This is a genomic window from Moritella sp. 24, assembly GCF_018219155.1.
Taxonomy (GTDB): domain Bacteria; phylum Pseudomonadota; class Gammaproteobacteria; order Enterobacterales; family Moritellaceae; genus Moritella.
Window position 1 is genome coordinate 3,081,156 of the sequence record NZ_CP056123.1, and the last position, 21,292, is coordinate 3,102,447.

A 21,292-nucleotide genomic window follows, 5' to 3' on the forward strand; every position below is an offset into this window, starting at 1 on the left:
ACACGCCGAGATATTAACACTTAAGGAGTAATCAATTAGAGGGGAAGATCTCATAAATCAATACAAATACATTATATTTACTTATGCAAAACGCCAATTAACCTAATGTATATAACAAACAAACGCCAGTTTTCAGATTATTATATTGCAAGAGAGGTATTAATCAACAGTACCAAACAATAATGTATCACTAAGATTAAATCGCAAATAAATTAATTAACAATAATTAAACCAATACTTTACTAATCAGTTATAATTAAGAGCAGTCAAAAATAAAAGGTACAGTATGACATCTCGATTAAAAGCGGCACAAGGGTTCACCCTTATTGAACTTGCTATTACGATCGTAATTTTGGCTGTAATAGCTGTAATCGCGATCCCAAAATTCTTAAACTTCCGTGAAGATGCAGAAATAAGCCGAGTTAAAGCGGTTGCTGCTGCTTATCAAGAAGCCGTAGGCTTTGTGCAGATACGCTATCAAATATTAGGGTTAAGTCAAAATATGGCCAATATCCCCGGCTATGCTGACGGCACTATTGATGTGAATCCTAGCGGTTTTCCATTAGGTGTAGATAAAAATGAAAATATGTCAAAACCTAAAAATATCGGTAAAGGTAAAGAAGGCTGTGTATCATTGTGGAATATATTGCTTTTAGACCCACCTTCAGTTTCATCAAAGCAATCAGATAATACTGACTTTACTTCTTATCGTCACACACCTCCAGGCGGTGGAGATCAAAGCCAGTGTACTTATATTTTGAGAACCCTTGGCGATAAGACAAGTAAGCCCGAAGACGCTAAAATGTCAATAAACTATGACTCAGAAACCGGACGCGTTATTTCTATTTTTAGAGATTAATTAAGATAGCGCAGAATATTCATTCTGCGCTTTTACCTCAGTAATATTACGAAATAGCACCTAACGAATTAACAATCTCATTCGTTAACAAAGGGTCACGAATAATACTTTGATGGTCACCAGTCAATATAGACATCGATACTAAGCCATAATCTAACCATTCATTCTCTTTCGCGCCTAACTGGTAGTCTCGGTCGGTTAAAGTACCAGTCGCCCACCAGACCGCCATTGGAACAGAAACAGGCTGTAACTTATGGCTTTGCATTAATAAGTGACATTTCATAAACAGCTTCATCTGCATATAATGCATTTCACTGACTCCCGAGTCTCGGTTAATCAGAGGCTTGTGAGCCGCCAATAAATCAGTTAAATATTCAAATGCAATATCATCTCGTTCTTCAGCACGTGCTTGCTGCAAATTAACCTCCAACGAATTTAATTCTAATCTGTGTTTATCTAGTAATAACTCGCGAGTATCATTATCTAAACAAGCTATGTACCTTGCCACCGTTGGAAAATCAGGTAAGTTTAGCTTTGCACGATGTGCATCCGCTCTAGCATCCACAATACCTAACCACTCAACAGTCTGACCAGACGCTTCAAGTTGATTTGTTACAGCAATCGCTAGCCATGCGCCAAAAGACCAGCCCAATAAGCGATAAGGTCCTTTAGGTTGAACTGACTGCAACGCTTTTACATATAACTTAGCAAACTCGTCTACGCTATCTGGCACTAAAGCTAAATCCATTAACTGAGGTGACTGAACTCCATATACTGTATTTTCAGGTGGTAATGACGCAACTAATTCCGCATAGGCCTTAACGTGTCCTCCCGCAGGGTGAAATATAAATAATGGTGCTTGCTGCTGGCTATCTTCATTAACAGCAACACCTTGTTTAAGTGCAACAACTAAAGAAGAGGCTGAAATAAGTTCTGATTTATCAGTCTCCATAATAGCGGCAGCAAGATCACGCAGAACTGGATAGCGAAATAGCAGCGTTAAATTCAGCTTTATATTTTTCTGCTGTTTTAATAATGCGGTCATCCGTCCAGCAAGTAATGAGTTACCGCCTAAAGCAAAGAAATCATCATCAGCATAAACCTCTGAGCACCCTAATAAGTGCTCCCATGAACTGGCTAACCAACGCTCCATTTCAGAACTCGGCGGTAATCCAGACTTCGTGCTTTGTTCCGGATTTGGTAAGGCTTTGCGATCTATTTTATTATTCGCATTTAATGGCATTGACTCTAATACGACGATGGATTGCGGAACCATATAAGATGGTAGCGCGTTTCTGAGTTGAGCCATTAATGAATCAATATCAAGGCTAGAACGTTGCGTTTCCGTCACATATCCCACTAAACAAGCTTGTGGCGTGTCAGCATAACAAAGTTGAATGACAGCATCTTTCACACCTGGATACGCGCTTAACATCGCCTCAATCTCCCCAGCTTCGATTCGATAACCCCACAATTTCATTTGGAAATCTTTTCGCCCAATAAATTCCATATCACCTTGGCTATTTATACGTACCACATCTCCCGTTTGATACATTCTTGCACCAGCAATGGCACTAAACGGATCGGGAATGAACACCGCCGCAGTTAAACTTGGTTGGTTCGTATAACCTCGAGCTAGACCTTCGCCAGCAATAAACAACTCGCCTTCAGCCCCATTAGCAACGGGGTTTAGCCAGTCATCCAGTACATAAAAGTCAGTGTTTGCAATTGGTGAGCCTAAATGAGGTTGTAAAGCACTGTGCTCATTAAGCTCTACGGCTGATGACCAAACTGTCGTTTCTGTTGGACCATAAACATTAAGTAACCTTGCCCCTTTTGCCACAATACTCTGCGCTAATGACGGCTGCAGCGCCTCACCACCAGTGAGTACAGTAAGGTTTGACCAATTTAAAGACGCTTGCTCTACCAACATTTGCCATGTTATCGGTGTTGCCTGCATAACAGTAATGCTTTGCTGTTTAATCAGTTCTGCTAGTTGCTGACCATCACGTGAAGCAGCATAACTTGCCATGACAACTTGCCCACCAGCAAGCAAGGGTAAGAACATTTCCAGCCCAGCAATATCAAAACCTAAAGTCGTGACAGCCAATAGCTTATCTTTAGCACTAAGCCCTGTTATCTCCATAATGCTCTGTAGGAAATTAGCAAACGCGCGTCGTGAAATTTGCACGCCTTTTGGAACGCCTGTCGAACCAGACGTGAAAATAGTGTATGCCAATTGTTCTGGGTGCGGTAATGGTTGTGCATCCAACCATGAGTCATCCTTAGTACAGCCTTGTAATAAGGATGCTAACGTCGTCTGTGCACTATCCGTTGATAGTTCGGTAGCTTGTTCATCGACTAAAATTATATCGGGTTCAGCTTGCGCTAAAATCAATGCTAATCTTGCACTTGGTTGATTAGGATCGAGTGGGATATAAGCAGCGCCAGACCATAAAACAGCTAATAATGAAACGAGGAGTTCAGTATTTCGCTGCAGGTAAATTGCAACTGTACTATTCATCCCAATACCCCGTTCACTAAGAGCTTGCGCAAGGTGAACAGCTCTGCAAACTAGCTGCTTATAAGTAAGTTCACCATTTTGATCGCATATAGCGATAGCGTCAGGGGAGTTCTTTGCTACATTGAGTATCTGCTTTTCAAGACACCAATTATCTGCCCACTGCTTTTGACTTTTACCCACAAATGCATTGCTATCGCGAGTACTCTGCTCACCGAGTAATAAACCTAAAGGTTGAGACTCTACTTCAACCATCTTGGTCAGCATCGACTCTAAACTCGCCAACATATGCTTAGATTCAATGTAAGAAAGTTTGTCTCCATTACAACCGACTCTGAACACCAACTGCTGATGAGGCATAATGGTAATCGTTAGCGGAATGCTATTACGCTCATATCCACTTAAAGGGCGCACAGATAAGTGCTGTGATATTTCAGATGATTCAGACATCGCTTCATTTTCGAATACCAATAACGTATCAAACAAGCTCTGCCCTGCGCTCAACTCACTTTGAGCATGGACATCAACCAATGGGGTATATTCATGTTCTCGTAATTCAGCACCTTGTTGATGAACCTGTTTCAAGATCTGCGGAACCGTCATTGTCTCAATAAGATTAACGCGAACAGGCAGCGTATTAATAAAAATACCAATGATCTGCTGAGCCTGCTCTAAATCTGCAGGTCGACCCGATGACGTCATTCCAAAAATAACATCATGCTTACCACTATGGCGTGCCAGCGTTAATGCCCAAGCCGATTGTATGACTGCATTCAACGTTACCCCTTCTCGCTTAGACATCGCTTTGATATTTTGGGTTAATGACGCTGACAACTTATAATCATCAAGATAAAAATCATCATCGTCATGACCTTTAGCTAAAACTAACGGCGTATTAAAACCTGCCAATTGGTCACGCCAAAACTGATGACTTTGTGTCATATCTTGACGTGTTAACCAATTAAGGTATTGAGAGAATTGTGGTCGCACGTGTGGCGTTGAAAGTACTTTTCCAGTTAAATTCAAATAACGGTGAAGTACATCTTTAATCACTAATGAAGAACACCAAGCATCGACGATTAAATGATGGCGGCTCCAAATTAACCAATACTGCCCCTCGGCTATATGAATCAAGTGCAATCTCATTAATGGTGGCTGAGCTAGATTAAAGCCTTGCGCGCGATCGTCTATACACAAATCATCAAGACGCTGTTGCTGCTCTCCTTCGTCTAAACCAAGCCAATTATAACGATGAACGGGTAATTCTGCGTCCTTAGCAAACCACTGAACAGGCTCTCCATTACTGGTTTCCTCGAAGGCAGCTTTTAGTGCTTGTTCTGCATTGACAGTTTGCAACCATGCTTGAATGAATGCCGAAGTGTCTAACTCGCCATTCAGCTCCACGACTGTTTGATTAAAATACAAAGATTCCGGCGAAGAAGTGCTGTGCAAGTACATGCCCTGCTGCATTGGTGTTAGCGCATAATGAGGGTTTAATTTCGGCGCGATAAGGTTACTGAGTTTCTCCTCAAATAACTTAACTAGTCCAGTTAGCTTGTCATTAAGAACACCTGGGAATTGCCATAATATTTGCAGTTGACCATCTCTGATTTGAGCTGTTACTTCAATGAGCTGACGACGAATACTCGATGGATGGCGAGACTGACCAGAGCCATTACTGACAAGTTGCCATTCACTACTATTTGTTCCAACTTGGCCAAGGAAATTAAATACCAATTGTGGATGTTCAAAAGCAAACTCTTGTTGTAAATAACGTAATACACCATAACCAAGACCTTGATCAGGCACTTGAGATAACGATTTGCCGACAGTTAATAATGAGCAAGATTCCGCATTAAATGAAACTGGATACCGCGTTGTAAACCACCCAACCGATTCACTAAGATCTTGCTCTTCAAGCCATGGATAACGACCATGACCTTCTAATTCAATCATCACCTTATTTTTATTAAATACTTCGCATAGCGTTGTTGATAAAGCCGTAAGCATCGCAACTTCACAGCCAGAACGTTGCTCAATGACACCCATTTCGATGAGTGACTGAGTTAATGAGGGGCTAAAGATCTGTTCAATTTTTTCCGATTCAGCAATAGTGCCATTTTGTGTTCCAGGAATAAGTATGCCATCCAAAGAACGAGCAGCCATAGGCAGCCAGAACTGTCTAGCCAGATCCAGCTTATCTTTAGGGTAATCGATTAAGCTTTGTTGCCACTCAGCCATCGACATATACTCTGAACCGAGATCGATTGACTCACCAAATAAGTAAGCTTGATAAGCACGCTGCAGATCATGACCAATAATACGCCAAGATACGCCATCAACAACAAGGTGATGAGCGATCAATAATAATCGCGCACTACCATCTTGTAAGTTAAACGAGACAACTTTAAATAATGGACCAGATGTTAAGTTTAAACTTTGCTGACATGCCTGTACCAAACTATCAATGTTAGCTAGTTGCTGATTATCAAACGCGGCATAAATACCAGCTGTTTCACCGCTATCCTTCTGTCGGTATTGACGATGTTTCTCATCAAAAGTAAACCTTGCAGCTAAAGCGGGATGCTTTGTCACTATTGCATCAATTGCCTGAGCCATTGCGCTATGATCAACTTGTTCGGGTAGTTTTAACATCACAGCTTGATTCCAGTGATGCATCACTGGTTGCTCAACTTCAAAGAACCAGTGCTGAATAGGCAATAAATCAGACTCGATAGGTAAAGCAGAGTGGACAGGAGCAAGGCTATCTACTGCGACGCTTTCTTTTGGTTCAACCACAACTTTCGCTATCATATTTTCAGCTAATAGACTTAACTCACTGACCGTAGGCGCATTAAATATTTGCTTAGGTGTAAACTTAAACTGATGTTTACGCGCTTTAGCTATAAATTGTAAACATACAATAGAATCAGCACCTAAGCTGAATAAATTGTCGTTCAATTCGACTTCACAGTCTAATAAGCTTTGCCAAATTTCAGTAAGAGTATCGATTGTTGATTTCGTCTCTTTAACTTCTTTAACTTCTTTAACTTCTTTAACTTCTTTAACTTCTTTAACGTCGAGAGTATCAGCCCTAACAGGCGTATCAAGGATGACGCTTTCTTTTACTGAGGTCACAACTTTTGCAATCATATTTTCAGCTAATACACTTAACTCACCGACCGTCGGCGCATTGAATATTTGCTTAGGCGTAAATTTAAACTGATGCTTACGCGCTTTAGCGATAAATTGTAAACATACAATTGAATCTGCACCTAAGCTGAATAGATTGTTGTTTAATTCGACTTCACAGCCTAATAAGCCTTGCCAAATATCCGTAATAATATCGGTTGTTGATTTCGTGTCTTCAACAGCCACTTTAACTTGATTAGTGCCTGCCTTAACGGGTTTAGTCAGCAATTCTACCACCTGCTGGCGATCAACTTTACCATTACGATTTAAGGGGAGTGATTTAACAACGTGCCACAGAGTCGGCACCATGTAATCAGGCAACATACTCGATAGCTCGTTCTTAACTGTATCTAGCTGCGCACTATCACTAAGCTCTCCCCTCATAGCGTCATCCAGTACAATACAGGCTGCAAGTCTATTTCCAGATGGCCCCGGAACAACGACCACAATGGCATCCACCAGCATGCGAATGTCTAAAAGTTTTGTTGAGACCTCACTTAGTTCAACGCGATAACCTCGGATCTTAACTTGATCATCCATTCTGCCTAGGTAAACGAGTTCACCCTCTTGTGTTTGGTAAACCTTGTCACCTGTTTTATAAACACGTATAGAACCAAGATCGTCACCTTCTTGACCTAGCTCTGGCATAAGCGGAATATTGACAAAACTAGTCGCCGTCTGCTCAGGTTTATTCAAGTAACCTTTAGCAATTCCATGTCCTGCTAGCCATAATTCACCAGCGACACCTTGTGCAACCGCTATGCCATGACCATCAACAACCATCGCTGTACTATTATTTAATGGTTTACCTAGACATACTGGTTCTCCATTTTTTATAACTTTAGCTGTACAGCCAATCGTCGCTTCTGTCGGACCATAATGATTAACAATCGTCATCTTAGGAGCTTGGTTAGATAGCCACCCGACTAGCTCTTCAGTCAAAGATTCACCACCAGAAATAAGGCACTGACGCGGTAACAACCGTTCAGGTTCATCAACGGCTAACATTGCTTTTAAATGAGAAGGTACAATTTTCAATACATCCACAGGATAACGAGCCAAATAGTCAGCCAGTTCAGGAGGGTTGAAATTCAACTCAGCGGGGATCAGCATTAAGGAGCGACCTGTTGCTAATGCACCAAGTACAGAGGTGAGCCCTAAATCAGCAGAAACAGTAGCGAGTGTAGTCATACTGGCATCACTTGCAATCTTAACTCTTGCGAAGAATGCATCAATATAGCTAAGCGCATTACCATGGCTTACCGCTACGCCTTTAGGCTGACCAGTTGAACCCGAAGTATAAATGACATACGCAGTATCAGACATACTCAATGGTGCGACAGGAATAATACTATCCACAGTACCCGAGACTTGAATCGAGGCTGCAGATGAAACATCAAACCAAGGGGTCGACAATTGTTGCCAATACTCAGGCTGTTCAATACCAAGTACATAATCAACATTCGCATCCTCAAGCATGTATTTAATACGCTCGACAGGCAGCCCTGCATCAATACATAACCATGCAGCACCTTTCCACCATGCCGCCAACATAGCAATAATTTGTTCTTGCTGACGTGGTAAGCATATCGCAATAATAGGTTCTTTATTGCTGAGTTCCGGTAACTTAGATGCGAGCAATCCGGCCTGAACTATAAGTTGTTGGTAACTCATGCTCAATTGACTATCATCTTTGCTAAATAACAATGCAGGGATCTCTGCGGGCTGAACTTTGATTCGTTCTAATAAGCTTCCTACCGGAGCATCAGGTAAGTTAACGACTGTTAAACCAGAAACTAAGCCTGTTAAGTGCGCATTTAACGATTTATCAAGCGCACCTTTCTCAGTCAGTACAATATCAATGAGTTGTATTAATGACGCTACCATTTGTGTAGCAAGCGCTAAATCGACTCTTTCTCTATCGATTAATAGATCAAACTGTAACTCTGCTTTTGGCACAACACGTAGTGTCAGCGGGAAGTTATTACGGACATGGTGTTCTTCCAATGCTAAAGACAAACCATCTTGAGGTTTATTATCACTTGCTGGTAAGTTTTCAAACACGAGTAAACTTTCAAACAAGCTCGTTTCTTGAGGCACCGATGTCACTCGATGAATCTTAGCTAAAGGCGTCTGTTCAAAATCTCTCATTGTGAGGTTTTCAGTCTGAATATCTGTTAACCAATCACCTAGTTTCTTCTCTGTGTCCAGATTTAGGCGCAGGGGTAATGTATTAATAAATACACCCAGTATTTTATCTGCCCCCGGTAAATCAGCAGGACGACCAGAGGTAGTAACACCATAAACAATATCGAGACTGCCCACATAACGAGACAGAACCATTCCCCACAATCCCTGAATCATTGTATTTAAGGTCAACGCTTTATTTTGGCAAAGCGTATCTAGCTGTCGAGATTTATCCTCACCCATCATATGATGTGAAATGCTATAACATTCCTCTGGTAAACAACCGTTAGAAAGAGGTTGTACATACGCAGCAGGTAACTGGTTAGGTTGTTCAAAACCAGCCAATTGCTGACGCCAATAATCCTCTGCGGCAGCTTCGTCCCTACTTTGTAACCAAACCATAAAGTCGCTAAACGGCACCGCAGGTTCAATTTGTTGCAAAGGCTTCGATTTTGGGTTCGACTTTTCACCCGATAGTAATGCATACCCTTGCATCACTTCACTGACCAATAAGTTCAAGCACCAGCCATCCATAATCAAATGGTGAATAGTCCAGACCAATTGGAAGTTATCTTTACCGTGACAAATCAGAGCTACTCGCATTAACGGCGCAATATCCAGCTCGATAGCGGCTAGCTCTGTATCTCTTAATTCAGCGAGGGCTTCTACTTTACGTTCAGTAGAAAGTCCCTGCCAATCGTATTCAACAACAGATAAATTAGCCTGTTTTAGTACAACCTGATGCGGTTCATCAACACCGTCGATAACCAACTCGGTACGTAATGCGGGATGACGATCTACAACCACCTGCCACGCTTGAGCAAAGATCGACGTATTTAATTCACCTTCGCATTTAACGATACTTTGGCTAATGTAAGCATCACTGTGATCTAAACAATGAAATAACATGCCTTGTTGCACTGGCGTCAACGGGTAGAGATCTTCTACAACTTGATTGCTATATTTTTCAACAAGCGTTTGAGCTTGGCTATCAGTGATTTTGGCAAGTGGAAAATCAGCCGCAATCGCCCCCGGTAAACAGGCAGGACTATTGCTAACTTGATTCACTCCACAAAGTTCATTGAGCATACCTTCTAAGTGGCTTTGGTATGCTTGAGCTAAATATTCAATCGTTTCAGGTAAAAAGGCCTGTTGTGCATATTGCAGATTAACCTTTAGCAACCCTTCTTGCATAAAGACATTTACTTCTAACAACCAAGCTAATGGGTTAGCGAGGTCTCTAAATTCAGATAATTGTTCAGGCGCTTTCTGCATAAAGCCTTGTTGAGTATCCAGCTGGCCTAAATAATTAAATACGATTTGTGGTTTAACCTGTGTAGTAAGTAAAGGCTGCACTAAACTAAAGGGTACAATTTGCTCCGGTAACGCACTCAGTTGACGACGAGTTTGTAATATCTGATCTCGCCAGTTATCCGACTCAGAACTAAGTACTGCTGGATATAAACGCGTAAACCAACCAACTGTTTGGCTAACATCCATATCTAACAGATCGCGACCATGGCCTTCTAGGTTGATCAAATGATTCGAATTAGTGGTCCACTCAGTTAATGTTTTAGATAAAGCAGCTAAACATAGCTCATCTATACGAGCTCGAAGAGGTTGCCCAGCCTGACGTAGCAAACGTTCAGAATGTATTCGACTTAAACTAAATCGCTGATTAGCCTGCCCTCCGGGTTGGTAACTGTTAACGACACGATCAAGCGGTAATAGTGACTCAATCGCTTGTCCATTCATAGTATTGCTCACCCACTCATGCCAAAGTTCAACACCTTCAGCATCTATCGACTTTAACAGCCCTTGTTCAGCCCAACGTTTAAATGGTGTGGTTTGGTATACAATATCAGCCAATTTATCACCGCGTTCTAAACGCTGATAATCATGGCTGAGTTGATCTAATATGATCCGCCATGATACACCATCGATAACAAGGTGATGGGCAACAAGCAGTAAGCGATAATCCGTACGTCCATCTTGTAAAGAGCCAAAACGCAGTAATGATGCTCGGAAAACATCACCTGTTTGTAGCTGCAGTTGAGTCTGCTCATGCTGACACAATTTAGTGACTTCAGCCTGTTTCTCTACCGCGCTACAATCAGCCAAGTCAGAAAAATCAATAACATTGAATGCTATCGTCATTTCGTCATCAATAGACGTATTTTGTGTCCAAGCTTGTCCTTGCTTCGTTTTAGACTCAGTAAATCGAGCTGCCAACATAGGATGAGATAATACAAGACGTGTTAGCGCCTGCTGCAGATATTCTGGCACTATGTCATTATTACTTGCCAATAAAATCGCTTGGTTAAACTGGTTCGGGTTATGTAAAGGTTGCGCTAAATACCAATCTTGTATCGCTGTTAACGGTATATCGCCATAAACATCATCTTGGTTATAACTGACTTGAGCTTCCAGCGTTGCGACCCCAGCTAATGCTTTGACCGTTTGGTGACGGAAAATATCTTTTGGTTGCAGTGTTAACCCAGCTTCTCTCGCTCGTGCAACAACCTGCAAGCTAATAATTGAATCACCACCAATAGCGAAAAAGTTATCATTAATCCCAACCTGCTCGATATTTAATAGCGACTGCCAGATATCGACTAAAATACTTTCGTTGCTAGAAGTAGCTGCAATATAATCACGACTATTTAGCGCAGCTAAATCGGGTTGTGGAAGTGCTTTGCGATCCACTTTACCATTTTGGCTCAGCGGCATTTTGTCCAAAGCGACAAACACTGTTGGGACCATATATTCAGGCAGTGACGATGAGAGTAGCGTTTGCCACTCATCGAGCTCCGGCAGTACTTTACCGTCAGAAGCCACAACATAAGCAGCCAGGTATTCTGAATTTTGTTCTTCTTTACGCGCCATGACAACGACTTCTTTAACCGCGTCTAGCTCTGCAATACGCGCTTCAATTTCACCTAGTTCAATGCGTAACCCACGAATTTTCACTTGAAAATCAGCACGTCCTACATACTCAATACTGCCATCGTGACGATAACGAGCAACATCACCAGTACGATATAAGCGACTATATTGGGCATCGCCAATAGCACCAGACTCAGCGAAAGGATTCGGAATAAAAGCTTCTGCGGTAAGATCTGGTCGATTCAAGTACCCTCTAGCTAAACCAATACCAGCAAGATATAACTCACCACTAACCCCAACTGGAACAGGATTCAATTCACTATCTAAGATCCAAGTTTGAATATTTGCGATAGGAGAACCTATGGGTACCACATCCTTAATATGTTGCTTGCGGCAATCCCAGTAAGTCACGTCAATAGAAGCTTCTGTCGGACCATACAGATTATGTAATTCAGCCCTTAAACTGGATAGGCATTGCTGCTGTAGTTGATAGGGTAAAGCCTCACCACTACAGAATATACGCAATAAAGAGACACAACTTATCGCATCTGGATTATCTAAGAAAACCTGTAACATCGCAGGAACAAAGTGCAGCGTGGTAACTTTGTATTCATTGATTAACTCAATAAGTCGCTGACTGTCTTTATGCTCTCCAGCTCCCGCTAATACCAGTGTTGCCCCCGTCATTAATGGCCAAAAGAATTCCCATACTGACACATCGAAGCTATAAGGGGTTTTTTGTAATACGATATCGTCTGCAGACAAGCCATATTCAGCTTGCATCCACGCGATTCGGTTCATGACACCACTATGCGGTACAGCAACACCTTTCGGTTGCCCAGTCGAACCTGATGTATACAGCACATAAGCAAGCTGGCTACTGATATTAGATGACGCTTCAAACGCTGTGCTTTGTGATGAAATTAAACTAAATGAATCATCCAACATCCATAGATTATGAGACTGATTTGATTCCGATAATCCTTGTTTAAATTCAGGCATCGCTAAAATCACGCTCGGTTTCGCGAGATCTAAAATATAATCGATTCGTTGCTGAGGATGCTCAGGATCTAACGGTAAATATGCACAGCCAGCTGTTACTGCGGCTAAAATACTCACCACCATTTGCGGTGAACGAGTCATGCATATAGCCACTTTATCTTCTGGCTGGCAACCTTGTTCCACCAGCCAATTGGCTAGCTGATTAACTCTATCGCCTAATTCCTGATAGGTCCAACTAAGCGATTGGTAGCGTAATGCTATATTACTTGGTGTTGCTTGTTGCTGCGCAACCAAAGCATCGGTCAATGTCGCTGGTGTATCGAACGCTGTATTAGTGGCATTCCATTGTAGTTGCTGCTGCCATTCTTGAACAGAAAGTGCCGAATGATTCGCAAGCGGTTTATCCTGCGCTGACAATAAATACTTAAGCCCTGAAATATACTGTTCAGCTAATCGTGCGATAGTATTTGATTCAAATAATTCAGTTTTATATTGGAACGATAGGTTAATTCCCTGCCCATCATTAACAACGAATAATGATAAATCAAATTTTGCCTGAAACTCAGGTACAGCTAATGCTGTCACCCTCATACCATCAAGCATGACTGGCTCACCAGAATCAACAGCAAGATAGTTAAACATTGTCTGTACAAGTGGTTCATGCTCACCTTCGCGGGAATCGCTGAGTTCATCAACAAGTTTCTCGAATGGCATTGCAGCGTGTTTTTGCGCGCCTGAGATAGACTTATGTACTACATCCAACCAAGCACTCGCCGTCATTCCAGAAGACAACTCAGATCGAACAACCATCGTATTTACAAATAAGCCAAGCATATGTTCAAGATCAGCATGACCACGCTCCGCCACAGGGCAAGCAACTCGAATATCAGTCATTCCCGAGTGACGAGCCAATAACCACTGGTATGCCGCTAACAATATTGTATTGGGTGTACAACCGAGAGTAAGACTGATTTTCTTTAAAGCGGTAAACGTTTCATTGTCTAACGCGATATTATACCGAGCACCTTGATGACCTGTGTCTAACGTTCTAGGATGATCAGTCGTCAAACTTAAACAATAGTCTTCTGTGCCTAACGTTTGTAGCCAATAATCTTTTAACTTTTGATAATGCTCGCCTGCTAATAATTGATTATGCCAATGCGCATAATCTAAATATTGCAATACAGTCTTTGGTTCTGTTGCGCCTTTATCACCACTCAAGATATCTAAATTATGTTTATAGTTGTGTAACAGTTGTTTCGTTAATAATTGCAATGACCAATGATCGATAACGATATGATGAAAGCTAAGTACCAGATGCGACAAAGTATCGCTCATTTTCAATTCGACCAAACGAAATAGCGGCGGTTCAGCCAAGTTAAAAGGTGCTGACATAGCCAGTTTAACCGCGTTTTGGTAATCTTTGTGTTCAATATTTTGCTTACAATGTTGTAAGTTTATCTCATCAATTTTTACCGCATCCGCAATCAATTTAGGAGACAGTAGTTGTACATCGGCACGCCCACCTTGCTCTGAAAATGCAGTATGAAATATCTCATGTTCGATAACTAAATCAGCAAAGGCTTGGCGTAATAATACCGTATTCACGTTACCTTCTAACGCCAATAATGCATTAACATTGTATTGACTACTCTCGGGATCAAGCTGCTGTAAAAACCATAATCTTTGTTGCGCTGATGACATAGGTAAATCATTTTCACTACGGTCTACGGCAGTTAACGCAGGCAATAAGCTCATGTTTTGCTGCTCTTGCCAATAATCAATGAGCGCCTGTTTCTTACTCATTAATTCTTGTTTTATCTCACTCGTTATAGCCCCTTTCGGGGCATCCACTTTTAACTTTCCATTTTCAAGGCTAATACGAATATTGCGCTGAAATAACTCTGTAATATAAACCGCAATACTCATAGCTCAAAACTCTCCCATTGCTCTTCAGATTCAATTTGTGACTGTGATTGAGACTGTTGTTGAGATTGTGAAATCAACATATCGATGTAACTTGCTTGCTGTTCAAGCACTGTCATTGCTAACACGTCCGTTAGACTGATGTTTAAACTAAAAATACTATTTATCTGGTTAACAAGACGCGTTATTAATAATGAGTGTCCTCCCAACGCAAAAAAGTTATCCGTTCGACCTGCCGCTTCGACACCTAGCAAGTCTTGCCACAATAAGGCGACCTTATGCTCTGTCGGGCTTGCTGGTGCTACAAAAGTGTGACCAGATGATTTAGGTTCAGGTAATGCAGCGCGATCTACCTTGCCGTTATTTGTCACTGGCATTTGTGCCAATACAGTTATAAACGTCGGCACCATATAATCAGGCAGTTTAGTGAGTAGAAATGCCTGCCACATTAGCAAGTCGTCTAGCTGTCCTTTAGCTGTCTCTTCTGGTACAACATATGCTGCTAAATAGTCATTCGCCTCACCGCTACGACGAGCTATCACGACAACTTCTTTCACTTCAGGATGTTCCGCTATGCAGGCTTCAATCTCTCCTAGCTCAATACGTAGCCCTCTAATTTTCACTTGAAAATCAGCTCGTCCCACATATTCAATTGCACCATCAGGTCGATAGCGCGCAATATCACCAGTGCGATACAAACGACTAAATTGCGCGTCCGTATTCGCACCCTTTATGGCAAACGGATTCGCAATAAATGCTTTTTCTGTTAAGTCATCACGACCTAAATAACCTCGCGCCAAACCAACACCAGCGAGATAAAGTTCTCCTTCGACACCAACAGGGACAGTATTCAGTGCCTTATCAAGTATCCAAGTTTGCATATTGGCAATAGGATGACCAATCGGGACGACATTTGGGATATCTTGACTTCGACAGTCCCAAAAAGTCACATCAATAGAGGCTTCGGTTGGTCCATATAAATTATGTAGCTGAGCATCAAAGCTTTGGAAAAATTGCTGCTGTAGTTGATAAGGTAAAGCTTCACCGCTGCAAATGACCCGTTTTAGCGAGCGACAATCACTTACCGTAGAGTGGTCAAGAAATGCTTGCAGCATCGCAGGGACAAAGTGAATAGTCGTGACTTGATGTTGCTGGATAATAGCAGCTAAGTGCGCACTGTCTTTATGTGCATTCGGTTCTGCAACGACCAGTTTTGCGCCCGTAATTAACGGCCAGAAAAACTCCCAAACAGAGACATCAAAGCTATAAGGTGTCTTCTGTAACACCACATCTTGCTCTGTTAATGTATATTGCTGCTGCATCCAAGCGAGGCGGTTAACAATACCGGCATGAGGAATAGCAACACCTTTAGGCTGACCCGTTGAGCCTGATGTATACAACACATATGCTAACTGCTCAGGTAAAATTCGAACCTGAGGTGCCGTCGTTGGATAGTTAACGCAGATATCTAATGCTTCATCCACAATAACAGCGGTTGTTTGAAGCTCACTCGATAGCGTATTTCTGCATGCCTCTAGTGTTAATACAACTTTTGCATTCGCATTTTCCGCTATATAAGCTAAACGCTGTGAAGGATGCTCGGGATCAAGCGGTAAATAAGCACAACCCGCTTTTAAAATGGCTAATAAACTGATCACCATTTGCGGTGAGCGAGTCATGCATACCGCCACTTTATCTTCCGAGTTACAGCCGTGTTCATTAATTAAATAATGTGCTAACTGAGCTGATTTTTCGTGTAACTGGGCATAAGTTAATACAGCATGTTGCTCAGAATGCTGGTCACCATTCACTCTTTTTGAAGGCTGATAAACTAAGGCTACTGCATCTGGTGTCAACTGAGCTTGTTGCTCAAGCCATGCAGGAAGTGTATCGGGATGATGACTAAAGTCATACTGAGTTTGGTTCAATAACCACGCAGGAGATTGCTCAGAATGAATATTTAGCTCATCAACGAGTCCCTTACAACTTAATGCGTCACCTGTTTTTTCAGCTGTATCACCTTTTGCTAAGGTCGCTAATAACGTCATAAAGTCAGTAAGTAACGCATTCGCAATACTTGAATCTAACTGACTATTATTACTGACAACTCTGAAATCAAGACGTTGGTGTGGAATAATAATCATCGTCAGTGGGTAGTTATTCCGTTCTGTCGTTTCACGTACACCTAATGTAAGGTTGCGATCAACAGGTTGTTTATCTGCGGGGTAATTTTCAAACACTAGCAGGTTGTCAAACAAGTCAACTTGATGACCCGTTAAACGCTGAATATTCGACAAAGAAACATGCTCATGCTCTCGACTCTCAACCATTTGATCTTGCAACTGAAGCGCTAAATCAATCCAACTCTGCTCATCTGACAGCTGTACTCTAAGTGGAATACTGGTAATAAACACACCGACAATATCATTCGCATTAGCTAAATCATCAGGACGACCAGCACTAGTAACACCAAAGACTAAATCATTACTGCCTGTATATCGCTGCAGCGTTAACGCCCATACAGCTTGGCAAAGCGAATTCAATGTTAAGCGACTTTTCGCGACTAATAACTTCAGCGACTCAGTCTGCTCTATAGATAAATATTCAGTTTGCTGAGAAATACCCGAATCACTGTTAAAGGGTCTAGGTAGTCTCGCCATCGTGTCATAGCCATTTAGACAATGCTGCCAATATGCTTCACTCTCCTTAAGCTCGCGATTACCTAACCATTCAATGAAGTTGCGGAACGGTGGACGGTGCGAATTAGCAGGGGTACGATTAGCACATATAGCAAGGTACGCTTGTTGTACTTCTCTTATCACCAAATTCGTACACCAACCATCAACAATTAAATGATGTCGAGTCCAGATGAGGCAATGATGATTTGCTGCTAATGTCACTAATTTAAAGCGCATCAAGCCCGCTTTATTTAACTCAAACCCGGTATCAATCTCTTGTTCAGCTAATACCTTCAATTCAGCTTCTGCTTCACTTGTTGTTTTTTCAAGGTAATTGATATTTTGCCAATCAACTTGTGACGCTTTAACAACATATTGGATAGGTTCATCTAGCTGTTGCCACATAAAACCTGTGCGTAACATATCATGTTGATTAATTACCCACTGCCAAGCAGATTCCAATGCCTTAACATCAAGTTCTCCATCTAGCTCAACCAAACTTTGGTTTACATACATACCTAAGCTTTGCTCTGATAATGTGTGGAACAGCATGCCATTTTGTAAAGGTGTTAAAGGGTATATATCCTTAATAATGTCTTGGGGAGCCGGTATTAAATCAACTAAACGATCAAGATCGGGTTGAGTTAACGCCAATAACGGTACTTCAGACTTTGATATTGCATTATCAGTATGCTCACAATGCGCAATCATTTTTGACAGGTACTCAATGACAGCCAATGCCAGCAGCTCTATCTCATTTTTTGTATGCGCCAAGGTATTATAATTCCAGCGCATGCTTAATTCACCGCCGATAATCATTGCATTTAAATCTAGCCATTGTGGCCGAGTATTATCACCATGGCGCTGATTAGGAATAAATTCCGTCGCGAGCCCAACGCCTTGACTCATCATGCCCTTGTCGATTTGACCAAGATAATTAAATACTAAAGTAGGTGTAACAAGCTCTTTCACTTCGTTATTCAGATACTTCAACACGCCAAAACCTTGCCCATAATCAGGCACTGCACGTAACTGATCTTTAATAGACAAAATATGCTGACGCATCAGTAAATCTGATGAACAGCTATCAATTGATTCTAATAACACGGGGTAACGACTCGTGAACCAGCCTACCGTTTGTGATAGATCGAGATCGTCATGATGACGTCCATGACTTTCGAGTTCAATCAACATTTTATTCGTACCACGCCATTGCGACATAGCGAACGTCACCGCTGCTAGCATTAATTCATCAATTTTTAATTGATATGCAGACAAAGACTTAGAGGTCAATTTCTCACTCAAGTCAGCAGGAAGTTTGACTTCAACAGCATCAACATCGCGGATATGATTTTCAATTGTGTGAGTATTGTCTAAGTTACTCATCGGCAAAGACACCCAAGTTTGTTGAATTTCTTGAGCTTCGTTCGCCAGCGGCCACCAATAATCACGCGCAGCCTTTATCTTATGTTTAGGCCAATGTAATAAATCATCGACCCATGCTTGATAAGATGTGGTTTGGTATGCCTCTAACGAGCCATCGGTAGAAAGTCCATGACTCAATAATTGGTACGTTTGCCAAATCTGCGTAACTAATACCCGCCAAGAAACAGCATCGACAACCAAGTGATGAGCCGTAAATAAAATACGCCCTTGTTCTTGATCCGTTAACTTAAATAGATCGACTCGAATAGGCGCCTTTCCATTCAGTGCTAACGTACCTTGCAGACTTGATAATTGTGATGACAGCTCTTCGCTATGGATCGTGTGTGAACGAACGTCAAGCTGATGACTCGCAGTAAGCTGCTGATATTCACCACCTTTACCAGGGATGAAATTCATCGTTAGTTGCTGGTGAATCGCTAACACTTGCTCTACCGCTTTAGTAAAACTAGCGACGTCTAAAACCTTATCATGAGACAAGAGTACTGACTGATTCCAATGATCAACATGCTGAAGCTGTTGTTCAAAAAACCAATGCTGAATAGGTGCCATCGCATATTCAGATGTAGTACTGGTATTATCTTTCACTAACTCATGATTAATAACATCAGAATGCCCCTCTTCAGCAGCGAGAGCTTGTGCGATATGATAAGGTGTTTGTAGTGCGAAAACCTGCTTAGGGGTAACTTTAATACCTTGTTTTTTTAGCTTAGCGACTAATTGTAGACTAAGTATTGAGTCACCTCCAAACTCAAAAAAGCTGTCTTTGTCAGTTAACTCTTGATTACCAAGCAACTGTTTAAATGCCGCAAGTAAGACCGGAGTCTGCGAAGGATAATCTGTTACAATAGGCTCCGCTTTAGTCGGTAATTCTGAGATTATAGCAGCGGCAATCGCTTGTGGTGTTTGCGCCTTAAACAATAATTTAGGCGTCAAGGTTAAACCTGATTTTTTGGCTTTTGCTACCAATTGCAAGCTCAAGATTGAATCTCCGCCTAGCTCAAAGAAACTGTCACCAGCCAAAACATCACGCCCTAACATATCAGCAAACAGAACTATCAGCTGACTCGTAATTTGCAATTTTTGCTCATTCGTTAACGCGTTCTTAGCTTTACTATCATCTGTAACTGACCGTTCAACCACATTTTTTACAACTGAAGTCTGTTCTATATTTATCAGTATATCAGGGGTACTCAGACACGAACTTAATAGCTGTAAATATCGATTTAATAAATCAACAACCGTATCTTCGTTGAATAGTTCACAGCTATATTCTAAGTCCAACCTCAGCTTATTATCATCTTCAGTAAGACGTAACGTAAGATCAAAGCGAGAACGGTTGCTCTGGTGTGGTACCTGAGTTAATTCCAGTTCACCTAGTTTGAGAGCTTGGCGAGGCACATTTCGATGAACAAAAAGCACTTGGAACAATGGACTCCAAGCTCGACCTCGGGGAATATTTAACTTATCGACAACCAAATCGAAAGGCAGCTCTTGATGCTCAAATGCTTCCCGAGTCGTGGCTGATACTTGGTCAATTAATTGTCTGAAACTTTGTTTATCTTGTAGCTGATGGCGAATAACGAGGGTGTTAACCAAAAAGCCAATCATACTTTCCAGCTCAGGGCGCTGGCGACTCGCTACCGACGTACCTAAGCATATATCTTGCCCTGCGCCCAACTGATTTAATAACAAGGAAAAACCAGCCTGCATCACTGAATAAAGCGTCGTGCCTTGCTCTCTCGCCATATCTTGTAGTTTAAGATAAACGTTTTCAGGCACATCAAGTTGAACTTCTGCACCCTGATAGGTTCTTGATAATACATCAGGACGAGAAAAATCAAGAGGCAAAGGCATACATTCAGGTATTCCCGTTAGCTGATTTTTCCAATATTCGAGTTGTAGTTCAGCTTCTTCACTTTCAAGCCAATCTTGCTGCCATTGAGCAAAATCAGCATATTGTAGTTCAGGTACAGGCGATACTTGAACACTTCCCTGCGATGTAAAGCGGGCATAACATTCAGAGAACTCTTTAACAAGCACAGCTTCAGACCAAGCATCAAAAGCAATATGGTGTGCAACAAATACCAGACAGTGCTGCTTTGACTTATCTGATAATAGATAGATACGTAAAGGTAGCTCGTTCTCTAAATCAAATACTGCATCTGCTACAGCCAAACTGCGTTGTTCTAGATCAGAAACATCAGATTCAGTCCAAAATGGTAACGTATAATCAACTTCAGAACGCTGCATCGGTTTACCATCTACAACATGATATGTACTGCGTAATATAGCGTGTCGATTAAGTACTTCTCGAAGCGCTAATTTTAACGCATCTATATCAATATCACCTGTTATGTCTAAACGAGTAAACAAATTATAGGCAGAACTGCCTTGTTCATAATGGTTTATAAACCACAGGCGCTGCTGAGCATTAGACAAGACTTCCATTTCATCTTCCCTTTCTGCAGCAACAATAGGCAATTGCCAACTGTCGATATTTTTTTCTTTTAGCAAAGCTCTAAACTGAATTTTTTTCTCTTTTGGCAATTTAGCCAAACGCTTTGCAATACTGATTGAATGTGTATTCTGGTTCAT

General features: G+C 41.6%; 3 protein-coding genes. 1 reads left to right on the plus strand and 2 read right to left on the minus strand.

The window, feature by feature from the left end; all coding sequences use genetic code 11:
* Positions 1-286: 286 nt before the first annotated feature.
* Positions 287-859: a type II secretion system protein gene (locus HWV00_RS13720; protein WP_211682127.1), complete on the plus strand. Its 573-nt coding sequence runs from the start codon at positions 287-289 to the stop codon at positions 857-859.
* Between the two features lie 46 nt (positions 860-905).
* Here the strand turns inward: HWV00_RS13720 and HWV00_RS13725 are convergent, their stop codons facing one another.
* Together HWV00_RS13725 and HWV00_RS13730 are read right to left on the minus strand one after the other, a co-directional pair.
* Complete coding sequence (locus tag HWV00_RS13725; RefSeq protein ID WP_211682129.1) at positions 906-14,576, minus strand: non-ribosomal peptide synthetase; 13,671 nt, start codon at positions 14,574-14,576, stop codon at positions 906-908.
* Complete coding sequence (locus HWV00_RS13730) at positions 14,573-21,292, minus strand: non-ribosomal peptide synthetase (RefSeq protein WP_211682131.1); 6,720 nt, start codon at positions 21,290-21,292, stop codon at positions 14,573-14,575. The genes HWV00_RS13725 and HWV00_RS13730 overlap by 4 nt, the downstream gene beginning before the upstream one ends.

Coding starts and splice junctions, on each gene's coding strand:
- HWV00_RS13720 (WP_211682127.1), top strand. CDS start 287: ATGACATCTCGATTAAAAGCGGCACAAGGGTTCACCCTTATTGAACTT.
- HWV00_RS13725 (WP_211682129.1), bottom strand. CDS start 14,576: ATGAGTATTGCGGTTTATATTACAGAGTTATTTCAGCGCAATATTCGT.
- HWV00_RS13730 (WP_211682131.1), bottom strand. CDS start 21,292: ATGAACCAGAATACACATTCAATCAGTATTGCAAAGCGTTTGGCTAAA.